18 protein-coding genes are annotated in these 16754 nt (G+C 67.3%); 7 read left to right on the forward strand and 11 right to left on the reverse strand.

Annotation, left to right across the window (positions count from 1 at the left end):
* Window positions 1–133: 133 nt before the first annotated feature.
* Window positions 134–703 carry a TetR/AcrR family transcriptional regulator gene (locus MC380_RS08940; protein ID WP_242164268.1) on the forward strand — a complete coding sequence of 190 codons (570 nt, stop codon included), beginning with the start codon at window positions 134–136 and terminating at the stop codon, window positions 701–703.
* Between the two features lie 74 nt (window positions 704–777).
* Here the strand turns inward: MC380_RS08940 and MC380_RS08945 are convergent, their stop codons facing one another.
* The gene (locus MC380_RS08945; protein WP_242164270.1) at window positions 778–1224 is read right to left on the reverse strand and encodes a hypothetical protein; all 447 of its coding nucleotides are present in this window, start codon (window positions 1222–1224) and stop codon (window positions 778–780) included.
* Between the two features lie 120 nt (window positions 1225–1344).
* On the reverse strand, window positions 1345–2742 hold the full coding sequence (locus MC380_RS08950; protein ID WP_242164272.1) for an aminotransferase class V-fold PLP-dependent enzyme: 1398 nt from the start codon (window positions 2740–2742) through the stop codon (window positions 1345–1347).
* An 81-nt stretch (window positions 2743–2823) separates the two neighbouring features.
* Between MC380_RS08950 and MC380_RS17915 the strand changes: the two genes are divergently transcribed.
* From MC380_RS17915 to MC380_RS08970, 3 genes are all read left to right on the forward strand, one after another.
* Window positions 2824–3873, forward strand: a complete 1050-nt coding sequence (locus MC380_RS17915; protein WP_343223563.1) for a sensor domain-containing diguanylate cyclase — start codon at window positions 2824–2826, stop codon at window positions 3871–3873.
* A gap of 159 nt (window positions 3874–4032) precedes the next feature.
* Complete coding sequence (locus MC380_RS08965) at window positions 4033–4533, forward strand: nuclear transport factor 2 family protein (protein ID WP_242103625.1); 501 nt, start codon at window positions 4033–4035, stop codon at window positions 4531–4533.
* A 429-nt stretch (window positions 4534–4962) separates the two neighbouring features.
* Window positions 4963–5955 carry an alpha/beta fold hydrolase gene (locus MC380_RS08970; protein ID WP_242164274.1) on the forward strand — a complete coding sequence of 331 codons (993 nt, stop codon included), beginning with the start codon at window positions 4963–4965 and terminating at the stop codon, window positions 5953–5955.
* A gap of 92 nt (window positions 5956–6047) precedes the next feature.
* Here MC380_RS08970 and MC380_RS08975 read toward each other — a convergent pair whose 3' ends face one another.
* The gene (locus tag MC380_RS08975) at window positions 6048–6980 is read right to left on the reverse strand and encodes an AraC family transcriptional regulator (RefSeq protein ID WP_242164276.1); all 933 of its coding nucleotides are present in this window, start codon (window positions 6978–6980) and stop codon (window positions 6048–6050) included.
* Window positions 6981–7150: 170 nt separating this feature from the next.
* On the opposite strand from MC380_RS08975, the gene MC380_RS08980 reads away from it, so the two are divergent.
* Together MC380_RS08980 and MC380_RS08985 are read left to right on the forward strand one after the other, a co-directional pair.
* Complete coding sequence (locus MC380_RS08980) at window positions 7151–8155, forward strand: aldo/keto reductase (RefSeq protein WP_242164278.1); 1005 nt, start codon at window positions 7151–7153, stop codon at window positions 8153–8155.
* Window positions 8156–8355: 200 nt separating this feature from the next.
* Window positions 8356–9096: an SDR family oxidoreductase gene (locus MC380_RS08985; RefSeq protein ID WP_242103621.1), complete on the forward strand. Its 741-nt coding sequence runs from the start codon at window positions 8356–8358 to the stop codon at window positions 9094–9096.
* A 95-nt stretch (window positions 9097–9191) separates the two neighbouring features.
* On the opposite strand, the gene MC380_RS08990 is transcribed toward MC380_RS08985, so the two are convergent.
* The 4 genes from MC380_RS08990 to MC380_RS09005 all read right to left on the reverse strand — a co-directional run bounded on the left by MC380_RS08990 (window position 9192) and on the right by MC380_RS09005 (window position 11060).
* Window positions 9192–9698: a DUF1801 domain-containing protein gene (locus MC380_RS08990; protein ID WP_242164279.1), complete on the reverse strand. Its 507-nt coding sequence runs from the start codon at window positions 9696–9698 to the stop codon at window positions 9192–9194.
* A gap of 31 nt (window positions 9699–9729) precedes the next feature.
* Window positions 9730–10140, reverse strand: a complete 411-nt coding sequence (locus MC380_RS08995) for a VOC family protein (RefSeq protein ID WP_242103619.1) — start codon at window positions 10138–10140, stop codon at window positions 9730–9732.
* Between the two features lie 29 nt (window positions 10141–10169).
* On the reverse strand, window positions 10170–10619 hold the full coding sequence (locus tag MC380_RS09000) for a helix-turn-helix transcriptional regulator (RefSeq protein WP_242164282.1): 450 nt from the start codon (window positions 10617–10619) through the stop codon (window positions 10170–10172).
* 90 nt (window positions 10620–10709) lie between these two features.
* Complete coding sequence (locus tag MC380_RS09005; RefSeq protein WP_242103617.1) at window positions 10710–11060, reverse strand: helix-turn-helix domain-containing protein; 351 nt, start codon at window positions 11058–11060, stop codon at window positions 10710–10712.
* Between the two features lie 107 nt (window positions 11061–11167).
* Here MC380_RS09005 and MC380_RS09010 point away from each other — a divergent pair, with 107 nt between their 5' ends.
* Window positions 11168–12055 (forward strand): NAD(P)-binding domain-containing protein, encoded by an 888-nt coding sequence (locus MC380_RS09010; RefSeq protein ID WP_277929454.1) that lies wholly within the window; start codon window positions 11168–11170, stop codon window positions 12053–12055.
* A gap of 63 nt (window positions 12056–12118) precedes the next feature.
* Here the strand turns inward: MC380_RS09010 and MC380_RS09015 are convergent, their stop codons facing one another.
* The 4 genes from MC380_RS09015 to MC380_RS09030 all read right to left on the reverse strand — a co-directional run bounded on the left by MC380_RS09015 (window position 12119) and on the right by MC380_RS09030 (window position 16521).
* Complete coding sequence (locus tag MC380_RS09015) at window positions 12119–12703, reverse strand: gluconate 2-dehydrogenase subunit 3 family protein (RefSeq protein ID WP_242164284.1); 585 nt, start codon at window positions 12701–12703, stop codon at window positions 12119–12121.
* Complete coding sequence (locus MC380_RS09020; protein ID WP_242103614.1) at window positions 12700–14394, reverse strand: GMC family oxidoreductase; 1695 nt, start codon at window positions 14392–14394, stop codon at window positions 12700–12702. Before MC380_RS09020 ends, MC380_RS09015 begins: the two co-directional genes overlap by 4 nt.
* A complete protein-coding gene (locus MC380_RS09025) occupies window positions 14391–14603 on the reverse strand; it encodes a hypothetical protein (protein WP_242103613.1) in 213 nt (70 codons plus the stop codon). Before MC380_RS09025 ends, MC380_RS09020 begins: the two co-directional genes overlap by 4 nt.
* A gap of 100 nt (window positions 14604–14703) precedes the next feature.
* Complete coding sequence (locus tag MC380_RS09030; RefSeq protein WP_242103612.1) at window positions 14704–16521, reverse strand: PHB depolymerase family esterase; 1818 nt, start codon at window positions 16519–16521, stop codon at window positions 14704–14706.
* Between the last annotated feature and the right edge of the window lie 233 nt (window positions 16522–16754).

Genomic DNA, 16754 nt, shown 5'->3' on the forward strand with positions numbered 1-16754 from the left:
CCTGTCCGGACGCATGGGGAAGCTGGCAGCCGCGACGAGGCATCGCCGGCTGGCACACGGTAGCAAGTGGAACGGCGCAGTTTCCGGACAATCGACGGCATCTGTCCGCCCGATGCCGTGGGACACTGCCGGCATGGGCCAGGCTCCGCATGACCTCGATCCCCGTAGGCGCAGGACCCGCGAGTCGCTACAGTCCGCCTTCACCCTGCTGGCGCAGCAGCGGCGCTACCACGAGATCCGCATCGACGACATCCTGAAGGCGTCGGGGGTAAGCCGCTCGACGTTCTACGAACACTTCGCCGGCAAGGATGCCCTGCTCGCTGCCAGCATGGATGGCGCACTTTCGCTGCTCGCCGATCTGCCCGCGGGCAAGGCGAGCGTGCCGCAGGTTGCAGCTTTGCTCGCGCACTTCTGGGACAACCGCGCCCTGGCGCGCAGCCTGCTGCAGGGCGCCGCGCTGCGGGTGATCCGCAGCGCGCTGATGCGCCAGGTGGAAGACCGACTCAAGCTCGCCGGGAGCGCCCGCTTGCGGCTTCCCCGCCGGCTGGCCGCGCACGCCCTGGCCGATGGCATGTTCTCGCCGATCGTAGCCTGGCTGTCGGGTGAGGCCGCGTCCAGCCCGGCCGATCTCGCCGCAGCGCTGGCGACATCCTCGCAGGCGATGCTCGGGGGGATGCGTACCGTACTGCACCTGCGACAGTAGTCTGCGTCGGGATCTCCATGATTTCACTGCCATCTTCATGGATACCTCCATGCACACGACTGCGTCTTTCGGTCTTATCGCTCCGGGTCACCAGCCATGATGAAGGCACTGACCGCCACGCCCTCCGGAACGGAGACGACGACCTTGACCGCGCTGTCGCTGTCCCAGAACGCGCCACGCTCCGCGTGCGGCGGAGGGCACTCGCGCGATGCGCCACGCGGCGGTGGATAGGCATCGAAGACACGCAGCGCGTGTCCGCTCCGCATTTCATGGATCCTCAAGGCAGCGTCGCGGCGTCTGCCCACCCGCTTCCACGCGTCGATCCGGATCGCACCGGGCCTGCGTACGACTTCGACCTCGCCCCTGACCAGCTCGACGTGGATGCGATCGATCGTTGCCGGCCCATGGGTCGTTAACCAGAACGGCTCCGCATGCTCCGCGATGCCTCTTCCGACGGGCAGCACATGGGCAAAGACCGGTGATGCAAGCACGAAAAGCAGGGCAAGCGGTGCGAACGCCATGGGCGGGGCCGCGGGATCGGGAGTCGCGCCCAACCTATGGCGGATGCAGTCCTATGGATATCCGATTCTTGCGCCTCCCGACGGCAGTGGCCGGCACGGCCGCGGCCTTGCGCAGTTCGATCAGCGTCGCGCGCGCAGCTCGCGGAAGACGCGCAGCATCGCGGCAGCACTGACGTCGACGTCGGCCTCGCTGGTGGCCCAGTTCGAGACCGAGATGCGCATGGCGGCCAGGTCGTGCCAGGTGGTTCCGCTGGCCCAGCACGTGCCATCGAGCTGCACGCCGGTAATGACTTCGCGGGTGAGCGTGTCGTCGTCGCCGAAGCGCACCAGAACCTGGTTCAGGACGACGTCGTTGAGGATGCGCACGCCCGGTTCGCCTCCCAGTACGGCAGCGAACTGCCGGGCGCGGGCGCAACAGCGATCGACGAGGTCGGCGACGCCATCGCGTCCCACCGCGCGCAGCGTCGCGTAGACCGGTATGCCGCGCGCGCGACGCGAGAATTCCGGCACCCAGTCCACCGCGTCGCGTTCAGCGCCGCGGGTCTGGATGAGGTAGGCCGCGGCGACGGTCATCGCCGCACGATGCGCTTCGGCATGACGCACGATGGCCACGCCGCTGTCATAGGGCACGTTGAGCCACTTGTGCGCATCGGTCGCCCAGGAATCGGCCAGTTCGATACCGTCGGCCACCCCGCGCCGTTCCGCGCTGGCGCGCACCCACAGGCCGAAAGCGCCGTCCACGTGCATCCATGCCCCGTGCATGCGCGCGAGTTCGCCGATCTCGGCAAGCGGATCGAAGGCACCGGTATTCACGTTGCCGGCCTGCGCGCAGACGATGGTCGGCCCCTCGAGTGCGGACAGCACCTCGCCCAGGCGATCGGCGCGCATCCGGCCCTGCCCGTCGGCCTCCACGCGGACCAGCGCACGCGTGCCCAGGCCAAGGTAGCGCAGTGCCACGTCGAGCGTGATATGCGCATCCTCCGAGGCGACCACGTGGATGCGCGGCGAACCGTTCAGCCCCTCGGCTTCCACGTCCCAGCCCACCCTGCGCAATACCTCGTGGCGGGCTGCCGCAAGACAGGTGAAATGCGCCATCTGGCAGCCGGTGACGAACCCTACCCCGCTGCCGCGCGGCAGATCGAACAGTTCAAGCAACCAGCGGCCCGCGATTTCCTCCATCGCTGCCGCCAGCGGGGAGATCACGTGGATGCCGGCGTTCTGGTCCCAGGTCGACACCAGCCAGTCGGCCGCCAGCGCCACCGGCAGCGAGCCGCCGATGACGAAGCCGAAATAGCGCGGTGCGGCGCAGCCGGAAACGCCGCGCTGCGCCTGTTGCGCAAGCAGATCGATCACCGCGCCGGGGTCCTCGCCATGCTGCGACAACGGCGCGTCCAGCGCGGCGATCATCTCCTCGCGACCGGCCCGTGCGCCTACGAAGCGGTGCGGCAGTTCGCGCAGGAAATCGCTGGCATGCGCATGCGCGCGGGCGAGCAGCGGATCGAAGGGATCGGTGGACATGGCGGCTCCCGAGTGGTCGATCGGCGACAGTGACCCATTGTAGGTGGCGCCGCGGCGGCCGCGGCAAGTGCACTCCGGCCTGTGTTTCGCCGCCTGTCTCTCCCCAAAACCGCTCGGAATTACCGCTCGATCCTTGGTCCATCGACGTCAGCGATGAAGCCTGCCTGCACGCCACGCGCTAACATCACCGTCCATCTTCGCGACGCTACAGCCGGGCACGACGTCTCCGGCAATCCCATGCACTCGAAGCTGCCTCCGCTCGCCGACGTCCTTCACCTGATGCCCGATGCGGTGTGCGTGGTCGATGCCGAGGGATACTTCCTGTTCGTCAGTGCGAGCTTCGAACACATCTTCGGCTACACCCCCGACGAAGTGCTGGGTTTGCGGACGTTCGATCTGGTTCATCCGGACGATCGCGCGGCCACCGTTCAATCCGCGAACCAGGTCATGGAGGCAGGACTGCAGCAGCATTTTCGCAATCGCTACATCCACAAAGACGGTCACAGCGTGGACATCCAATGGTCTGCGCGATGGCTTCCCGACTATGGTGTACGCATCGGTGTAGCCAGAGAAGTGACCGAACTGCGCCGCGCGGAGGAAGCCCTCGAGCATCTCGCGGCCCACGACGCGCTGACCGGGCTGCCCAACCGGCACCGGCTGCAGCGCGAACTGCAGTACGCAATGGCGCACGCCGCGCAGACGGGCGATGGCCTGGCCCTGCTCTATCTGGACCTTGATGGGTTCAAGGAAGTCAACGATCGCGGCGGCCACGACGCCGGCGACCGCCTGCTGCGCGAGGTCGCACAGCGCCTGCAGCAGGCGCTGCGCCAGGGTGATCTCGTGGCTCGCGTGGGTGGCGACGAGTTCATCGCGCTGCTGCCCGGTTGCCGCGACGCCGAATGCGCCCGCGTCCTGGCCAACGCGCTCCGTGCCCGCCTGAACCCGCCCTTCCAACTGGCCGATGGTCAGTTGCATCTGGATGTCAGCATCGGGATCGCCTGTTTTCCCGCAGACGGGAGCGACCCGGACGCCCTGGTGGCGCATGCCGACCGCGCGATGTATGCGTCCAAGCGCATGCGGTCGCGGGGCGGTGACGCCGACCTGGATCGTGACATCGCCGCGGACGGCTGAAATCGCGCAGGGCCTGCTCAACCCCTTGGGTGCGCCGTCCCGGATGGCGCGCCGGGCTTGTTCGCCGCCATGGCCGATCGTCGACGACCGGCGCGTTCACGCAGTGCGTTAAGCGTCCGCATCCGCACCCCGCGCCCTCAGACGCTGGAAGGATTTCCCATGCACATCCTGAAACAAGCGGCACTGCTTTGCTGCGGCCTGCTGGCATTGGCGGCGGCGTCCATCGTCTCGGCGGGCGATGATTCATCGCCCGACGCTACCTTCCGTGCCGGCACCGCCCAGTGGATCGCGGCCTACAACGCCGGCAATCTCGACCGGATCCTCGCCCTGTATGCCGAAGACGCCATGGTTATGCCGCCGGACGCTCCCGCCGCCAGCGGTCACGCAGCCATTCGAGAATTCCTGAACAAGGACATCGCTTCGTCCAAGGCCGCGGGTATCACTCTCTCCGATCTCAGCAGCGGCTCGACAACCGGGACATCGGGCGATCTCGGCTGGCATACCGGCACCTTCGCGGTACTCGATGCGAACGGCAAAACGGTCGTTACCGGCAAGTACGCAGAGATTTGGCGACGGGATGGCGGCAAGTGGATGATCATCCGGGATATGTGGAACAACGATGCCCCGGCCGCTGCTGCGGCAGCTCCCGCCATGCCCTAGGACACGCCCAGGACAGACCTGGAACCAGCCGCTCGTAAGGCGGGCCAGGCCCTCCTTACCGGCGTTTCCCCTGTCATGGATGGCCGCCGCGGCGCCCTACGTCAGGTCCGCCTGCCATCGTCCGTCGATACCAGTGATCCGAACTGCGCCCGCAGTTCGTTCATCCGAGCCGCGTCGATGTCGATGCGCAGGAAATCGCGCAAATGCGCATGCGCGCGGTCGACCGGAAGGCCGATCGGCGACAGTGACCCATTGTAGGTGGGGCGGCCAAACGGCTCGGAAATCCGGAACCGGGATAACGGTCCAGGAGGTGGCCAAATATGACGTCCGAGGTCATGGCGGCATGACCTGCGAGGGCATTGCCGGCATGCAAGGCGACGCCCAGGCTTGCGGCCCTCCAACATGCCGCCTCCGGCAAAGGACACGACAATGCTTCGCAGGGATTTTCTCGCCATTGCCGGCGCCGCGCTCGCGGCTGGAGCGATGCCCAAGGCCCTCGCGCACACGCGCGATGCCACGACAGCCGCCGCGCAAACCGGCAGCGGTCACCCCTTCGATATCGTCGCGTTCCGCGCCGCGCGACGCCATGTGCGCACCGCGATGGGCAATATCGCCTGCGTAGAACACGGCCGCGGCGATGCGGCGCTGTTCCTGCACGGGTTTCCGCTCAGCAGTTTCCAGTGGCGCGGCGCGATCGAGCGGCTGTCGCCGTACCGCCGCTGCATTGCCCCGGATTTTCTCGGCCTCGGTGAGACCGAAGTCGCCGAAGGCCAGGGCGTGGCGCCGAACGACCAGGTGGCGATGCTGGTCGCCCTCCTCGACGCCCTCGGCGTCCCCGCGGTCGACGTCGTCGCCAGCGACAGCGGCGGCGCGGTCGCGCAGCTGCTGCTCGTGCGCCATCCGCAGCGCGTGCGCTCGCTGCTGCTGGCCAACTGCGATACCGAAACCGACTATCCCGTGCAGGCGCTGCAGCCGGTGATCTCGCTGGCGAAGGAAGGCAAGTTCGTCGACCAGTGGCTCGCGCCCTGGCATGCCGACAAGGCGCTGGCACGTTCGGCCGACGGCATCGGCGGCCTGTGTTATGTCGACCCGGCGCATCCGACCGACGATGCAATCGACGCCTATCTGGCGCCGCTGCTGTCCTCGCCACGGCGCAAGGCGCTGGCCAACGCCTACGCAATCGCGCTCGAGCCCAACCCGCTGGCCGGCGTCGAAGACGGGTTGCGCCAGCGCCGTGCGCCCGTGCGCATCGTCTGGGGCATGGCCGACGACATCTTCTCGCCCAAGGCTGCCGACTATCTGCATCGCACCGTGGGTAACTCGCGGGGCGTGCGCGAACTGGCTGGCCGCAAGTTGTTCTGGCCCGAAGAGCTGCCGGACGTCATCGCCGAAGAAGCGCGTCTGCTGTGGGGCGTGGGCTAGACCCTCCATCCCCGAGACTGCCTCGCCCATGCGCACCCAGCGTCGCGCCAGCCCGCTGGACCTCGGCGGGACCATGGCGCAGCGGGCCGTAGCTATCCGCCTTCCATTCGCATCGCCTCGATCTCGCGCCGGGGCGGCGCGCCGAACAGGCGGCGGTATTCGCGGCTGAATTGGGACGGGCTCTCGTAGCCGACGCGATGGCCGGCGGCGGCGGCTTCCAGGCCGTCGACCAGCATCATTCTTCGCGCTTCCTGCAGCCGCAGCTGCTTCTGGAACTGCAAGGGCGACATCGCGGTCGCCGCCTTGAAACGCGCATGCAGCGACGAAGGACTCATGTGCGCAGCCGCTGCGAGCTCGTCGATGCGCAGAGGCTCGGCGTAACGCTGCTTCAGCAGTTCGATCGCGCGCGCCACGCGTTGCGACGGACCATCGATCGCGCACAGCGCGCGCAGGCGCTGGCCCAGTTCACCGGTCAACACGCGGTAGTGGATCTCGCGCAGCGCCAGCGGCGCCAGCACCGCGGCTTCCTCAGGAGTATCGAGCAGGCGCACCAGCCGCAGCACCGCGTCGAGCAGCGGTGCGTCGGTGCGGGCGAGGAAAAGTGCGCGCTGCCTTCCGGCGTCGCCCGATGCGGGCGATCCGATCTGTGCCTGCAGTTCGTTCACCTGGGCGGCATCGATTTCGATGCGCAGGCACAGGTAAGGCAGCTCCGGCGAGGCATCGATGATCTGACCGGTCACCGGCAGGGTCATGGACACCACCAGATAATGCAGCGGGTCGTAGACATAGACCTCGTCGCCCAGCAGGGCGTGCTTGCGGCCCTGCACCACCACGCACAGGCTGGGGTGATAGACCGAAGGCAGCGGCTGCGAGGGCGCGCTGGCACGGATCAGCGACAGGGCCCCGATCACGCTGGGATGCACGCCATCGCCGGGCGCATTTCGGGCAACCCGGTCCGCCAGCTCGACGCGCTGCGCCTCCAGCGCCGGGTGCACCGGCACCACGCGGGAATCCCTGTCAATCATGGAGTTAGCGCCTTCGCCACGGGAGCCTGGATTATGCGCCGAGGCCAGGCGCGTGCGCGCTGCCGGTCGTCTCCCTGGAGGATCGTGCAAGCATCGGGGAGCAATGGACTAACGCCATCTGGACCACGGCGCCTACCGTGTCCCTACCCCGCTGCCTCCAGGAAACCACCATGACTGCCACCGATTTCCCCCGCCGCACCCTCGGCCGCCAGGGCCTCGTCGTCTCTGCGCTCGGCCTGGGCTGCATGGGCATGTCCGACTTCTACGGCGACAGCGAAGAGGCGACCAATCTCGCCGTACTGAACCATGCGCTCGACATCGGCGTGAACTTCCTCGACACCGCCGATATGTACGGCATCGGCGGCGCCAACGAAAAACTGCTGGCGAAGTTGCTGCGCACGCGCCGCGATGAGGTGGTGCTGGCGACCAAGTTCGGCAACGTGCGCGGCGAGGACGGCGCTTTCCTCGGCATCGACGGCAGCCCGTCGTACGTGGCCGCGGCCTGCGACGCCAGCCTGAAGCGGCTGGGCGTCGAGCATATCGATCTGTACTACCAGCATCGTGTCGATCCGAAGGTTCCGGTCGAAGAGACCGTCGGAGCGATGTCGCGTCTGGTCGAGGCCGGCAAGGTGCGCCATCTCGGCTTGTCGGAGGCTGCCGGCGAAACCGTTCGCCGCGCCGCGAAAGTGCATCCGATCGCCGCGCTGCAGAGCGAATACTCGCTGTGGACGCGCGATGTCGAGGGCGATGCCCTGCCCGTCTGCCGCGAACTCGGCATCGGATTCGTGCCGTACAGCCCGCTCGGGCGCGGCTTTCTCACCGGCGCCTTCAGGAAGCCGGACGATATCGCCGAGAACGACTGGCGGCGCCAGAACCCGCGCTTCCAGGACGCGAACTTCGCCCAGAACCTGGCGCTGGTTGAAGCGGTCACCGAACTTGCACAGGACCGCGGCTGCACGCCGGCGGAGCTGGCCCTGGCCTGGCTGCTTAATCGCGGCGACGACATCGTGCCGATCCCCGGCACCCGCCGGATCGAGCGCCTCGATGAGAACGCCGGCGCCGCGCGGATTGCGCTCACCGACGTCGAGCAGGAACGTATCGACGAAGTGCTTTCGCAGCACGATGTCGCCGGCACGCGTTATCCCGAAGCGGGGATGGCGACGGTGAATGCCTGACGATCGCGTGCGACCGCGCCTCGATTTTCTGTAGGAGCGCCACTTCGGCGCGACCCGGTAAACCGCCGAAGCCGTCGCGCCTCTGCACGCTCCGCGCTTGTTCCGTCTTCTCGGGGCGAGGAGCACAAGACATTCCATTCGGCTGACCGCCAACCAGCGGCAAGGCCTCGCTCACCTATCGAAATCCAACGGAGATCCCTATGAACGATATCCAGGGCAAAGTCATCGCCATCACCGGCGCCAGCAGCGGTATCGGCGAAGCCACCGCGCTGCGCCTGGCCGGCGAAGGCGCCAAGCTCGTGCTCGGCGCACGCCGCACCGACCGCCTCGAAGCACTGGTCGCGAAGATCCGCGAGCAGGGCGGCCAAGCCGTCTTCCAACCGCTCGACGTGACCCGGCGCGACCAGGTGGAAGCCTTCGTCCGCTTCGCGCTGGACACCTACGGCCGCCTCGACGTGATGGTCAACAACGCCGGCCTGATGCCACTCTCGCGTCTGGACGCGCTGAAGGTCGACGAGTGGGATCGCATGATCGACGTCAACATCAAGGGCGTGCTGTACGGCATCGCCGCCGCGCTGCCGGTGATGCAGGCGCAGGGCCGCGGCCAGTTCGTCAACGTATCCTCGGTGGCTGGCCGCCTGGTGTTTCCCACCGCGGCGGTGTACTGCGCCACCAAGTTCGCCGTGCATGCGCTCTCCGACGGCCTGCGCCAGGAAGTCGGCGAGAACATCCGCGTCACCACCATTGCACCCGGGGCGACCGCCTCCGAGCTTGCCGAGACCATCTCCGATCCGGAGGTGAAGCAGGAAGTGATCGACGTCTTCCGCAAGAACGAAATCCCCGCCGACGCCATCGCCCGCGCGATCGCGTTCGCGATCGGCGAGTCGCGCGAGGTGGATGTCAACGAGATCGTGGTAAGGCCGACTGCACAGGCCTATTGAGTGTGCGTCAGCGCCTTGCATCGCCGACGCGCCACCGCCGCCCGGAGTGGGAGCTTCGACGACCCGCCTCGGGGTGCGCAGTATGCGCTCAGCCCTCAGCCCATCGCTTTCTTCACGAGCGCACCGATCTTTGCCTCGACGGCCGATGTCAACTCCTTCAGCGCGAAGGAGGTCGGCCATAGGGCGCCTTCGTCGAGGTTCGCCGCGTCGCTGAACCCGAACGTCGCATACCTCGATTTGAACTTGTGCGCGCCCTGGAAGGAGCAGACGACCTTGCCGTCCCTGGCGTAGGCGGGCATGCCGTACCAGGTCTTGGCCGAAAGCCCTGGCGCACTGGCCTTGATGAGTGCATGGAGCCGCCTGGCCATGGCGCGATCGGGTTCCGGCATCGCGGCGATCGCCGCGAGCACGGCGCTTTCCCCGGCCGCATTGTCTGCGCCACGGCGCGCCTCGGTCTTCAGCTCCCGGGCGCGCTCCTTCATCGCAGCTCGTTCCTCGTCCGTGAATCCCTCGGCCTTCTTGCGGGGCGCGCTGGAGCTCTTGGTGGCCTGCTTCGTCGCCTGCCTGGTCGCGTTCTTGGCACTTTGGGCACTCTTGGTCATGCTCCGTTCCCTCTCGTTACTCACTGGCGGCTCAGCGCAGTTCGTTGATGCGGATGTGGTTGCCGGCGGGGTCGCGAAAAGCGCAGTCGCGGACTCCGTAGGGCTGCTCGGTCGGCTCCTGGATGACCTCGGCATCGCTGGCCTGCAGCCTGGCGAAGGTGCCGTCGAGGTCGGCGGTCGCCAGGATGAGCATCGCGTAGGTACCTTTGGCCATCATCTCGGCGATAGTGCGGCGCTCGTCGTCGGTGAGGCCCGGCGTTGCGGCCGGCGGGTGCAGGACGATGGAGGTGCCGGGCTGGCCCATGGGACCGACCGTGATCCAGCGCATCCCTTTGTAGCCGACATCGTTGCGGACCTCGAAGCCGAGGGTGTCGCGATAGAAGGCCAGGGAGGCATCCGGGTCGCTGTGGGGGAGGAAGGTCGAGTGGATGGTGATGTCCATGACGGTGGAGCTCGCTGCGGGAGGGGCCGTCATGCTAGATCCGGCTCGGGCGTCGGCGCTTCTCGATTCCTGACCGGTCTGCTCACCTGCTTGGCCACGCACGCCGGCATGCCTGCCGTCGCCGACGCCGCCTGGACCCGATAGACACTGGGCGGCACGCCAACCAATTCCGTGAAGCGGGTACTGAAAGTCCCCAGCGACGAGCAACCAACGGCAAAGCAGACCTCGGTGACGCCGAGGTCGCCACGGCGCAGCAGCGCCATCGCGCGCTCGATGCGCCGCGTCATCAGATAACTGTACGGCGATTCGCCGAATGCGAGCTTGAACTGGCGGCTGAGATGCCCGGCCGACATGTGCACGCCGCGTGCGAGCGCCTCGACGTCCAGCGGCTGCGCGTAGTCGCGGTCGATCCGGTCGCGCACGCGGCGCAGCCGGACGAGGTCGCGCAAGTGATGCGCCGTGGGGGCTTCGCTGGTCACCGGCGCGATCGTCCCATGTCGCAACGGGGCGCTCAAGGCACCGGGAACACGGAACACCACGACGTCAGGCAGCGCACGTCGATGATGGTGTCAGGAGCCGGCGGTATCTGCGCTTGCCTGTGCGCGCTGCGCCTCGTAGCGCTCGCCCCAGTCCGCGAGCGGAGCCATCGCTTCGACGAGCGAAATGCCCAGCGGGGTGGCGGAGTATTCCACGCGTGGTGGCACCTCCGGGAACGCGACACGATCGACCAGGCCGTCGGATTCCAGCTCGCGCAACTGCTGGATCAGCATCTTCTCGCTGATGCCTGACAGCAGACGTTTGAGCTCGCCGAAACGCCGCGACTGCGAAAGCAGTTCACAAAGGATCACCGCCTTCCACTTGCCACCGACCACTTCCAGGGCCGGGCCCATACCGCAGCCATAGGGTTTGTTCGCGGGCATGTCCAATACTGACGTTCTGGTATGTACCTGACTTTACCGTACGTACTTGCGATTGCGGAAGCGGATCGCATGATGTTTGCAGCCACCCGACTGCTTGAGGCGAAACGATGAACGAAGTGACGGTAATTGGACTCGGTGCCATGGGATCGACCATCGCGCGGCTGCTGCTGGACGCCGGCCTGGAGGTGACCGTGTGGAACCGCAGCGCCGACAAGGCAGAGGCACTGGCGCGCGCTGGCGCGACGGTGGCGCCAACGGTCGAGGCGGCGTTGCGCGCAAGCCCGATCGCGGTGATGTGCGTCTACGACTACCGCGCCGCCGATGCGATCCTGGGCGCGCCCGGCGCAGCCGACGCGCTGGCCGGGCGCGTGCTGGTGCAGCTCACCACCGGCAGCCCCGAGGAGGCGCAGGCGGCGCTCGCATTCGCGACGTCGCACGGCGCGCGCTACCTGGACGGTGCCATCCAGGCCGCGCCCAGCCAGATGGGCCAGCCCGATACGCCACTGCTGCTTTCGGGCGAGGAAGCAGCACGGCACGAGGTCGAACCGGTCCTGCGGGCGCTCGCAGGCAACGTGGTGTACCTGGGCGAGGCGATCGATGCGGCCGCGACGATGGACCTGGCGACGCTGTCCTACGTCTATGGCGCCTTCGCAGGATTCCTGCACGGCGCCCGGTTGGCGGAGGCTGCAGGCCTGGACGTCGCCGCGTTCGGTCGTATCGTCAACCAGATTTCGCCCAGCTTCGGCGCGTTCTTCGAGCACGAGGGCGGCGTGATCCAATCGGGCGATTTCGCCATCACCGAGAGTCCGCTGCGCATCTCGATCGAGGCCACGCGGCGGATCCTGCAAAGCACGCGTGCTGCCGGAGTCAACCCGGAGTTTCCTGCTTTCGTGGCCGGCTGGTTCGATCGTGCAGAGGCGGCTGGCCTGGCCGACCTGGAGGCGGCAGCGCTGATCGAAATCCTGCGCGAGAAGCGGACACTGCAGGCTGCCTGAAGCCGTCGATGATCTCGTCCTTCGGACACGGATTGCGAAGGCTCGCTCCTTCGCGTATCGCCATCATCCCCAGGCCGGCTGCCCGGGTTCGAGCGGCACGCATCCCTGGTAGCGCCCCGGAATCGGCACGTAGCGCGTCGCCCGGGTCATTCCGACCTCCGAGGTGAAGTAGCTGGTGAGCGCGAGTTCGCGCACGGTCGAGTACCAGTGCCCGTCTCCCGCCGGCCGGGCCGCGGCGTCGGTCTCGCGCAGCAGGCGCTCGCGGTCGGCCTGGGGCAGCGATTCGAACGAGCCGCCGGCAGCGCGGCATGTCGCCCGGAACGCCCGCAGCCCGGCCGTAACGCGCTGTTGCACGTCCGGCGTCCTGCAATCGGCGAGCAGCAGTGCCATCGTCGCGCCCACGCCCGCTGATTTCGCGCCCGGCGAGGCCGCGGTGTCTGGCAGCAGCGTGTCGGCGATGTCTTCGAGCAACGCCTGGTCGTCCTGCGCGGATGCGCGCGATGCCGACGCCGTATCGCGTCCATCGGGCGTGCACCCGGCCAGCAGGCCAGGAACGGCCAGCGCGCCCATCAGGGCTGTTGCGGCCTTCAGCGCCTCGCGCCGGGTCACCGGAACGCTCGCGCCCGTGCGGGATTCCAGATCGCTCACAGGTTCTGCCTCCCGAGTTCGTCGACCGCATGATCCACCGCGCGCGCGGTGAGCGCCATGTACAGCAGCGAAGGCGACTGGTTGCCGGTGGAAGTCATGCATGCGCCGTCGGTCACGAACACGTTGGGACACGCATGCAACTGGTTCCAGCGATTGAGCAGCGAGGTCTCCGGGTCGCGCCCCATGCGGCAACCGCCCATCTCGTGGATGTCGCGGCCGGGAAACCACTCGCGGTTGTCGCTGGTCTGAATGTCGCGACAGCCGGCGACGTCCAGCATTTCGGTGGCCTGGGCGCGCCAGTCGCTGATCATCCGCTCGTCGTTCTCGTCGTACTCGACCGAGGTCACCAGCTGCGGGATGCCCCATGGGTCCTTGCGCGTTTCGTGCAACCGCACGTGATTGGTTTCCTTCGGGATCGTCTCGCCCTGCAGATAGGCGTAGATCTTCCACGGCCCCGGGCGCGCCTGCGCGTCCTTGTACGTTCCACCCACGCGGTCGGGCGAGTCCGCACCACGGTCGCGGTAGGCGCCGGTGAAGGTGGTATAGCCGCCGACGAAACCGGCGTCCTGCTGCCCCAGGTTGCGGAAGTTGGGAATGATGCATTCCGAGGGCCGGCGGCCGAAGTAGTAACTGTCCTCGTAACCCTCCACCGTGCCGCCACCCCCGGCGCGATAATTGTGGAAGGCGACGTACTTGCCGAGCAGTCCGTTGTCGTTGCCCAGCCCGTGCGGGAATCGCGACGAGACCGAGTTCAGCAGGATCAGCACTGAATTCAACGCGGATGCATTCACGAACACGATGCGCGCGCGGTACTCGGTGACCGCATGGGTATGCGCGTCGATTACCCGCACGCCGGTCGCCCTGCCCCTGGCGTCGTCGTACAGGATCGAATGCACCACCGCATCCGGGCGGAGCGTGAGATTTCCGGTCTTCGCCGCCCACGGCAGCGTGGACGAATTGGAGCTGAAGTAGGCGCCGAACGGGCAACCGCGCCAGCACAGGTTGCGCGACAGGCAGGCGCTGCGTCCCTGCTCCAGGTGGATCGGCTCCGGTTTGGTGAGGTGCGCCCAGCGGCCGTGCACGACATAGCGGTTGCCGTAGTGGGCGCGGATCTTGCGGCCGTAGTCCTCCTCGACGCAGTTGAACTCGAACGGCGGCAGGAATTCGCCGTCGGGCATCGAATCGATCCCGTCGCGGGTGCCGCACACGCCGATGAACTTCTCCACGTGCGAATACCAGGGCGCCACGTCCTCGTAGCCGATCGGCCAGGCGATGCCGTAGCCCTGGCGTTCGGGCGCGGTGAATTCGTACGGGCTCCAGCGCTGGCAGGCACGCCCCCACATGATCGACTTGCCGCCGACCTGGTAGCCGCGGATCCAGTCGAACGGCTTCTCCTGCACGTAGGGGTGTTCGCCGTCCTTGACGAAGAAGTGCACTACGTCCTCTGCTGCGATCTTGGCCAACACCGGGTTCTCGTCCACCAGCTTGCGCGTCAGTGCGCCGCGGTGCGGCAGTTCCCAGGGGGCCAGGGTCGCGGTGGGATAGTCCTTGATGTGTTCGACATTGCGGCCGCGCTCCAGCACCAGCGTCTTCAGGCCCTTCTCGCACAGCTCCTTCGCCGCCCAACCGCCGGAAATGCCGGAGCCGATGACGATGGCGTCGAACGTCGTGTCGCCGGCCGTCGTGGTCATTTCGCTGGCGTGGAGACAAGATTGCGGAACGCGACCGGCCCGTGGTCGCGCTGCGGCGCGTGGATGTCGATATCCCGGCATTCCAGGAGCGCGTCGCCCGCGGCGCCGGTTTCCGTGGCCGCGCCGGCGGGGTCGCAAGCCAGGCCAAGGGCGGGCAATGCCGATGTCGGGTGCCGGTCCATGACGCTTCTCCGGTCGTAGGCGCTCAAGATACCAAGCTACTCGTCTCCTTTCGAGCTTCGAAGATCCCATTCCACGAGGGATCGGTTTTCTCCGTCCAACACGTGCCAAGGTGTTCGCAACTGCAGATCAGGGCGTGTAGGTCACCGTCAGCTTGGCACTCGTGCCATGTCCGATCCACAGATGGCTGGTCGCGTTCTGGTCGGCGGTGAAGCGCAGGCGCAGCTGGGTACGTCCGCCCTTGTTGACCGCGGCAAGTCCAGGAGCCGAGAACACGTTGCTCGTCTGGCTGCCGCCGGAGAACGGCAGCAATTGCGCGACTCCTGTGGCGACCGCGGCATAGGCCCAGTCGGCGGCTTCGGCGGCGCATCCACCCATGCAGCCCCTATGCACGTCGACCACAAGCGTGTTGCCAGCCGGATTCGACCACGGATCGCCGTATGCACTGCCATAGGCCACATCCAGCCTGGCGGACGTGACGGTGGCGCCGTCGGGGATCGCCGAAGTGTCGAACGAGAGCAGCGCGCGGTTGAACTTCCCGTCGGCGCCACGGCCGATCGCCAGGCCATAGACCGATTCCAGGGTGCCGACGGCCGGCGCGCTGCCTCCGCTGCCCGCCTTCACATAGCCGTCGTTGCCATCCTCGTTGTCGAAGACGACCGTGACCGGCGTTGCGCCGCCCGATCCACCGCTCACGACGACGTTCACCTGCGCCGACGTGCCGACATTACCGGCCAGGTCGAGCGCCTTCGCCTGCAGCACGTGCGGCCCGTCGCTGGCATTGGATGAATTCCAGGTCATGGCATACGGCGCAGCGGCGTCGCTGCCGAGCAGGTTGCCGTCTAGCAGAAACTCGACATGGTCCATACCAATGTCGTCGCTCGCCGTCGCGCTGACCGCGACATCGCCGCTGACCGTGGCGCCCTCGGAGGGAGCCGTCAGCGACACGCTCGGCGCAACGCCATCGAGGTTGTCCAGGCCCCAGAACCGCCCGATGTAATAGCTCGAGCAGATGTTCGCGTCGAGGATATAAGCGCCGGCCACGCCGCACTGGGTTTCACCGGTGCCCGGGTCCACCGGCGTTCCGTGGCCCATGCCGCTGATCGTGTAGGTCTCCACCAACGGTTGTCCTGCAGCGTTCTTGTAGAGCCTGTGCGGATAGCCTGCGACGGTATCGGACACGTCTGCGACCTGGTCGATGCCATGGACATCGGTCCACTGCTCCATGCTCTCGGTCAGATTCATGGGGCGGACGGTGTAGTCGGCGTCGCCGTGCCAGATCGACACCAGCGGCCATGGCCCGGTCCATGACGGATATGCGGCGCGCACCCTGTCGCCCCACTGGGCGGGCGCGAGGTTCGTCCCCGGATTCATGCAGCTGAAGGCTGCGCTCTGCGTCGTCGCGCAGCGATACGGCAGGCCAGACAGGATCGCTCCTCCGGCGAACACGTCCGGGTAGGCCGCCAGCATCGCCGCCGTCATCGCGCCGCCCGCCGATAGGCCCGTCACGTAAACCCGCGACGGCGCGATGGCGTGGTCGGCGATCATGCGGTCGACCATCTGCTTGATCGACAGGGTCTCGCCCTGCCCGCGCGCCGTGTCGCCCGATTCGAACCAGTTGAAACAACCGCTGGAATTGTTGGCGCTTTGCTGCTGCGGCAGGACCAGCGCGAACTGCCAGCGATCGGCCAGCATCTGCCAGCCGGTCTCCGCGTCGTAGCTGGACGCGCTCTGCGCGCAGCCGTGCAGGGCCACGACCAGCGGCGAGTTCGCCGGCAGCCCTGCCGGTACGTACTTGAACATCCTGAGCGCGCCGGGGTTGCTGCCGAATCCGGTGACTTCGGACTGCGCCAATGCGGGCGCCTGCAACGCCATCGCCATCAGCAGGAACAGCACGCGCATCGACTGGATCGTGCGGTGCCAGGAACGGCGTGCGCTTGTCGACATCGTTGGCTCCCAGGACCTGGATGGCCCAAGTGGGCCACGACGATCGACGACGCGGCATTGGTCGAAGGGGAAAGCTGCAGTGCAGCAAAACGCTTGGGCTCACTCCCCTCCAGTCGGAAGCGCACTCTGGCTGAGCTCTTTTCCAGAACCGATCCGACGCCCTCCCGGCTGATCACCGGGTACCGCGCAGGTCAGGTTGAAGCCCGGCTTCCGCGCCATCCGCAGCTTCCGCG

Source organism: Lysobacter sp. M15, assembly GCF_022662515.1.
GTDB lineage: Bacteria > Pseudomonadota > Gammaproteobacteria > Xanthomonadales > Xanthomonadaceae > JAKPBU01.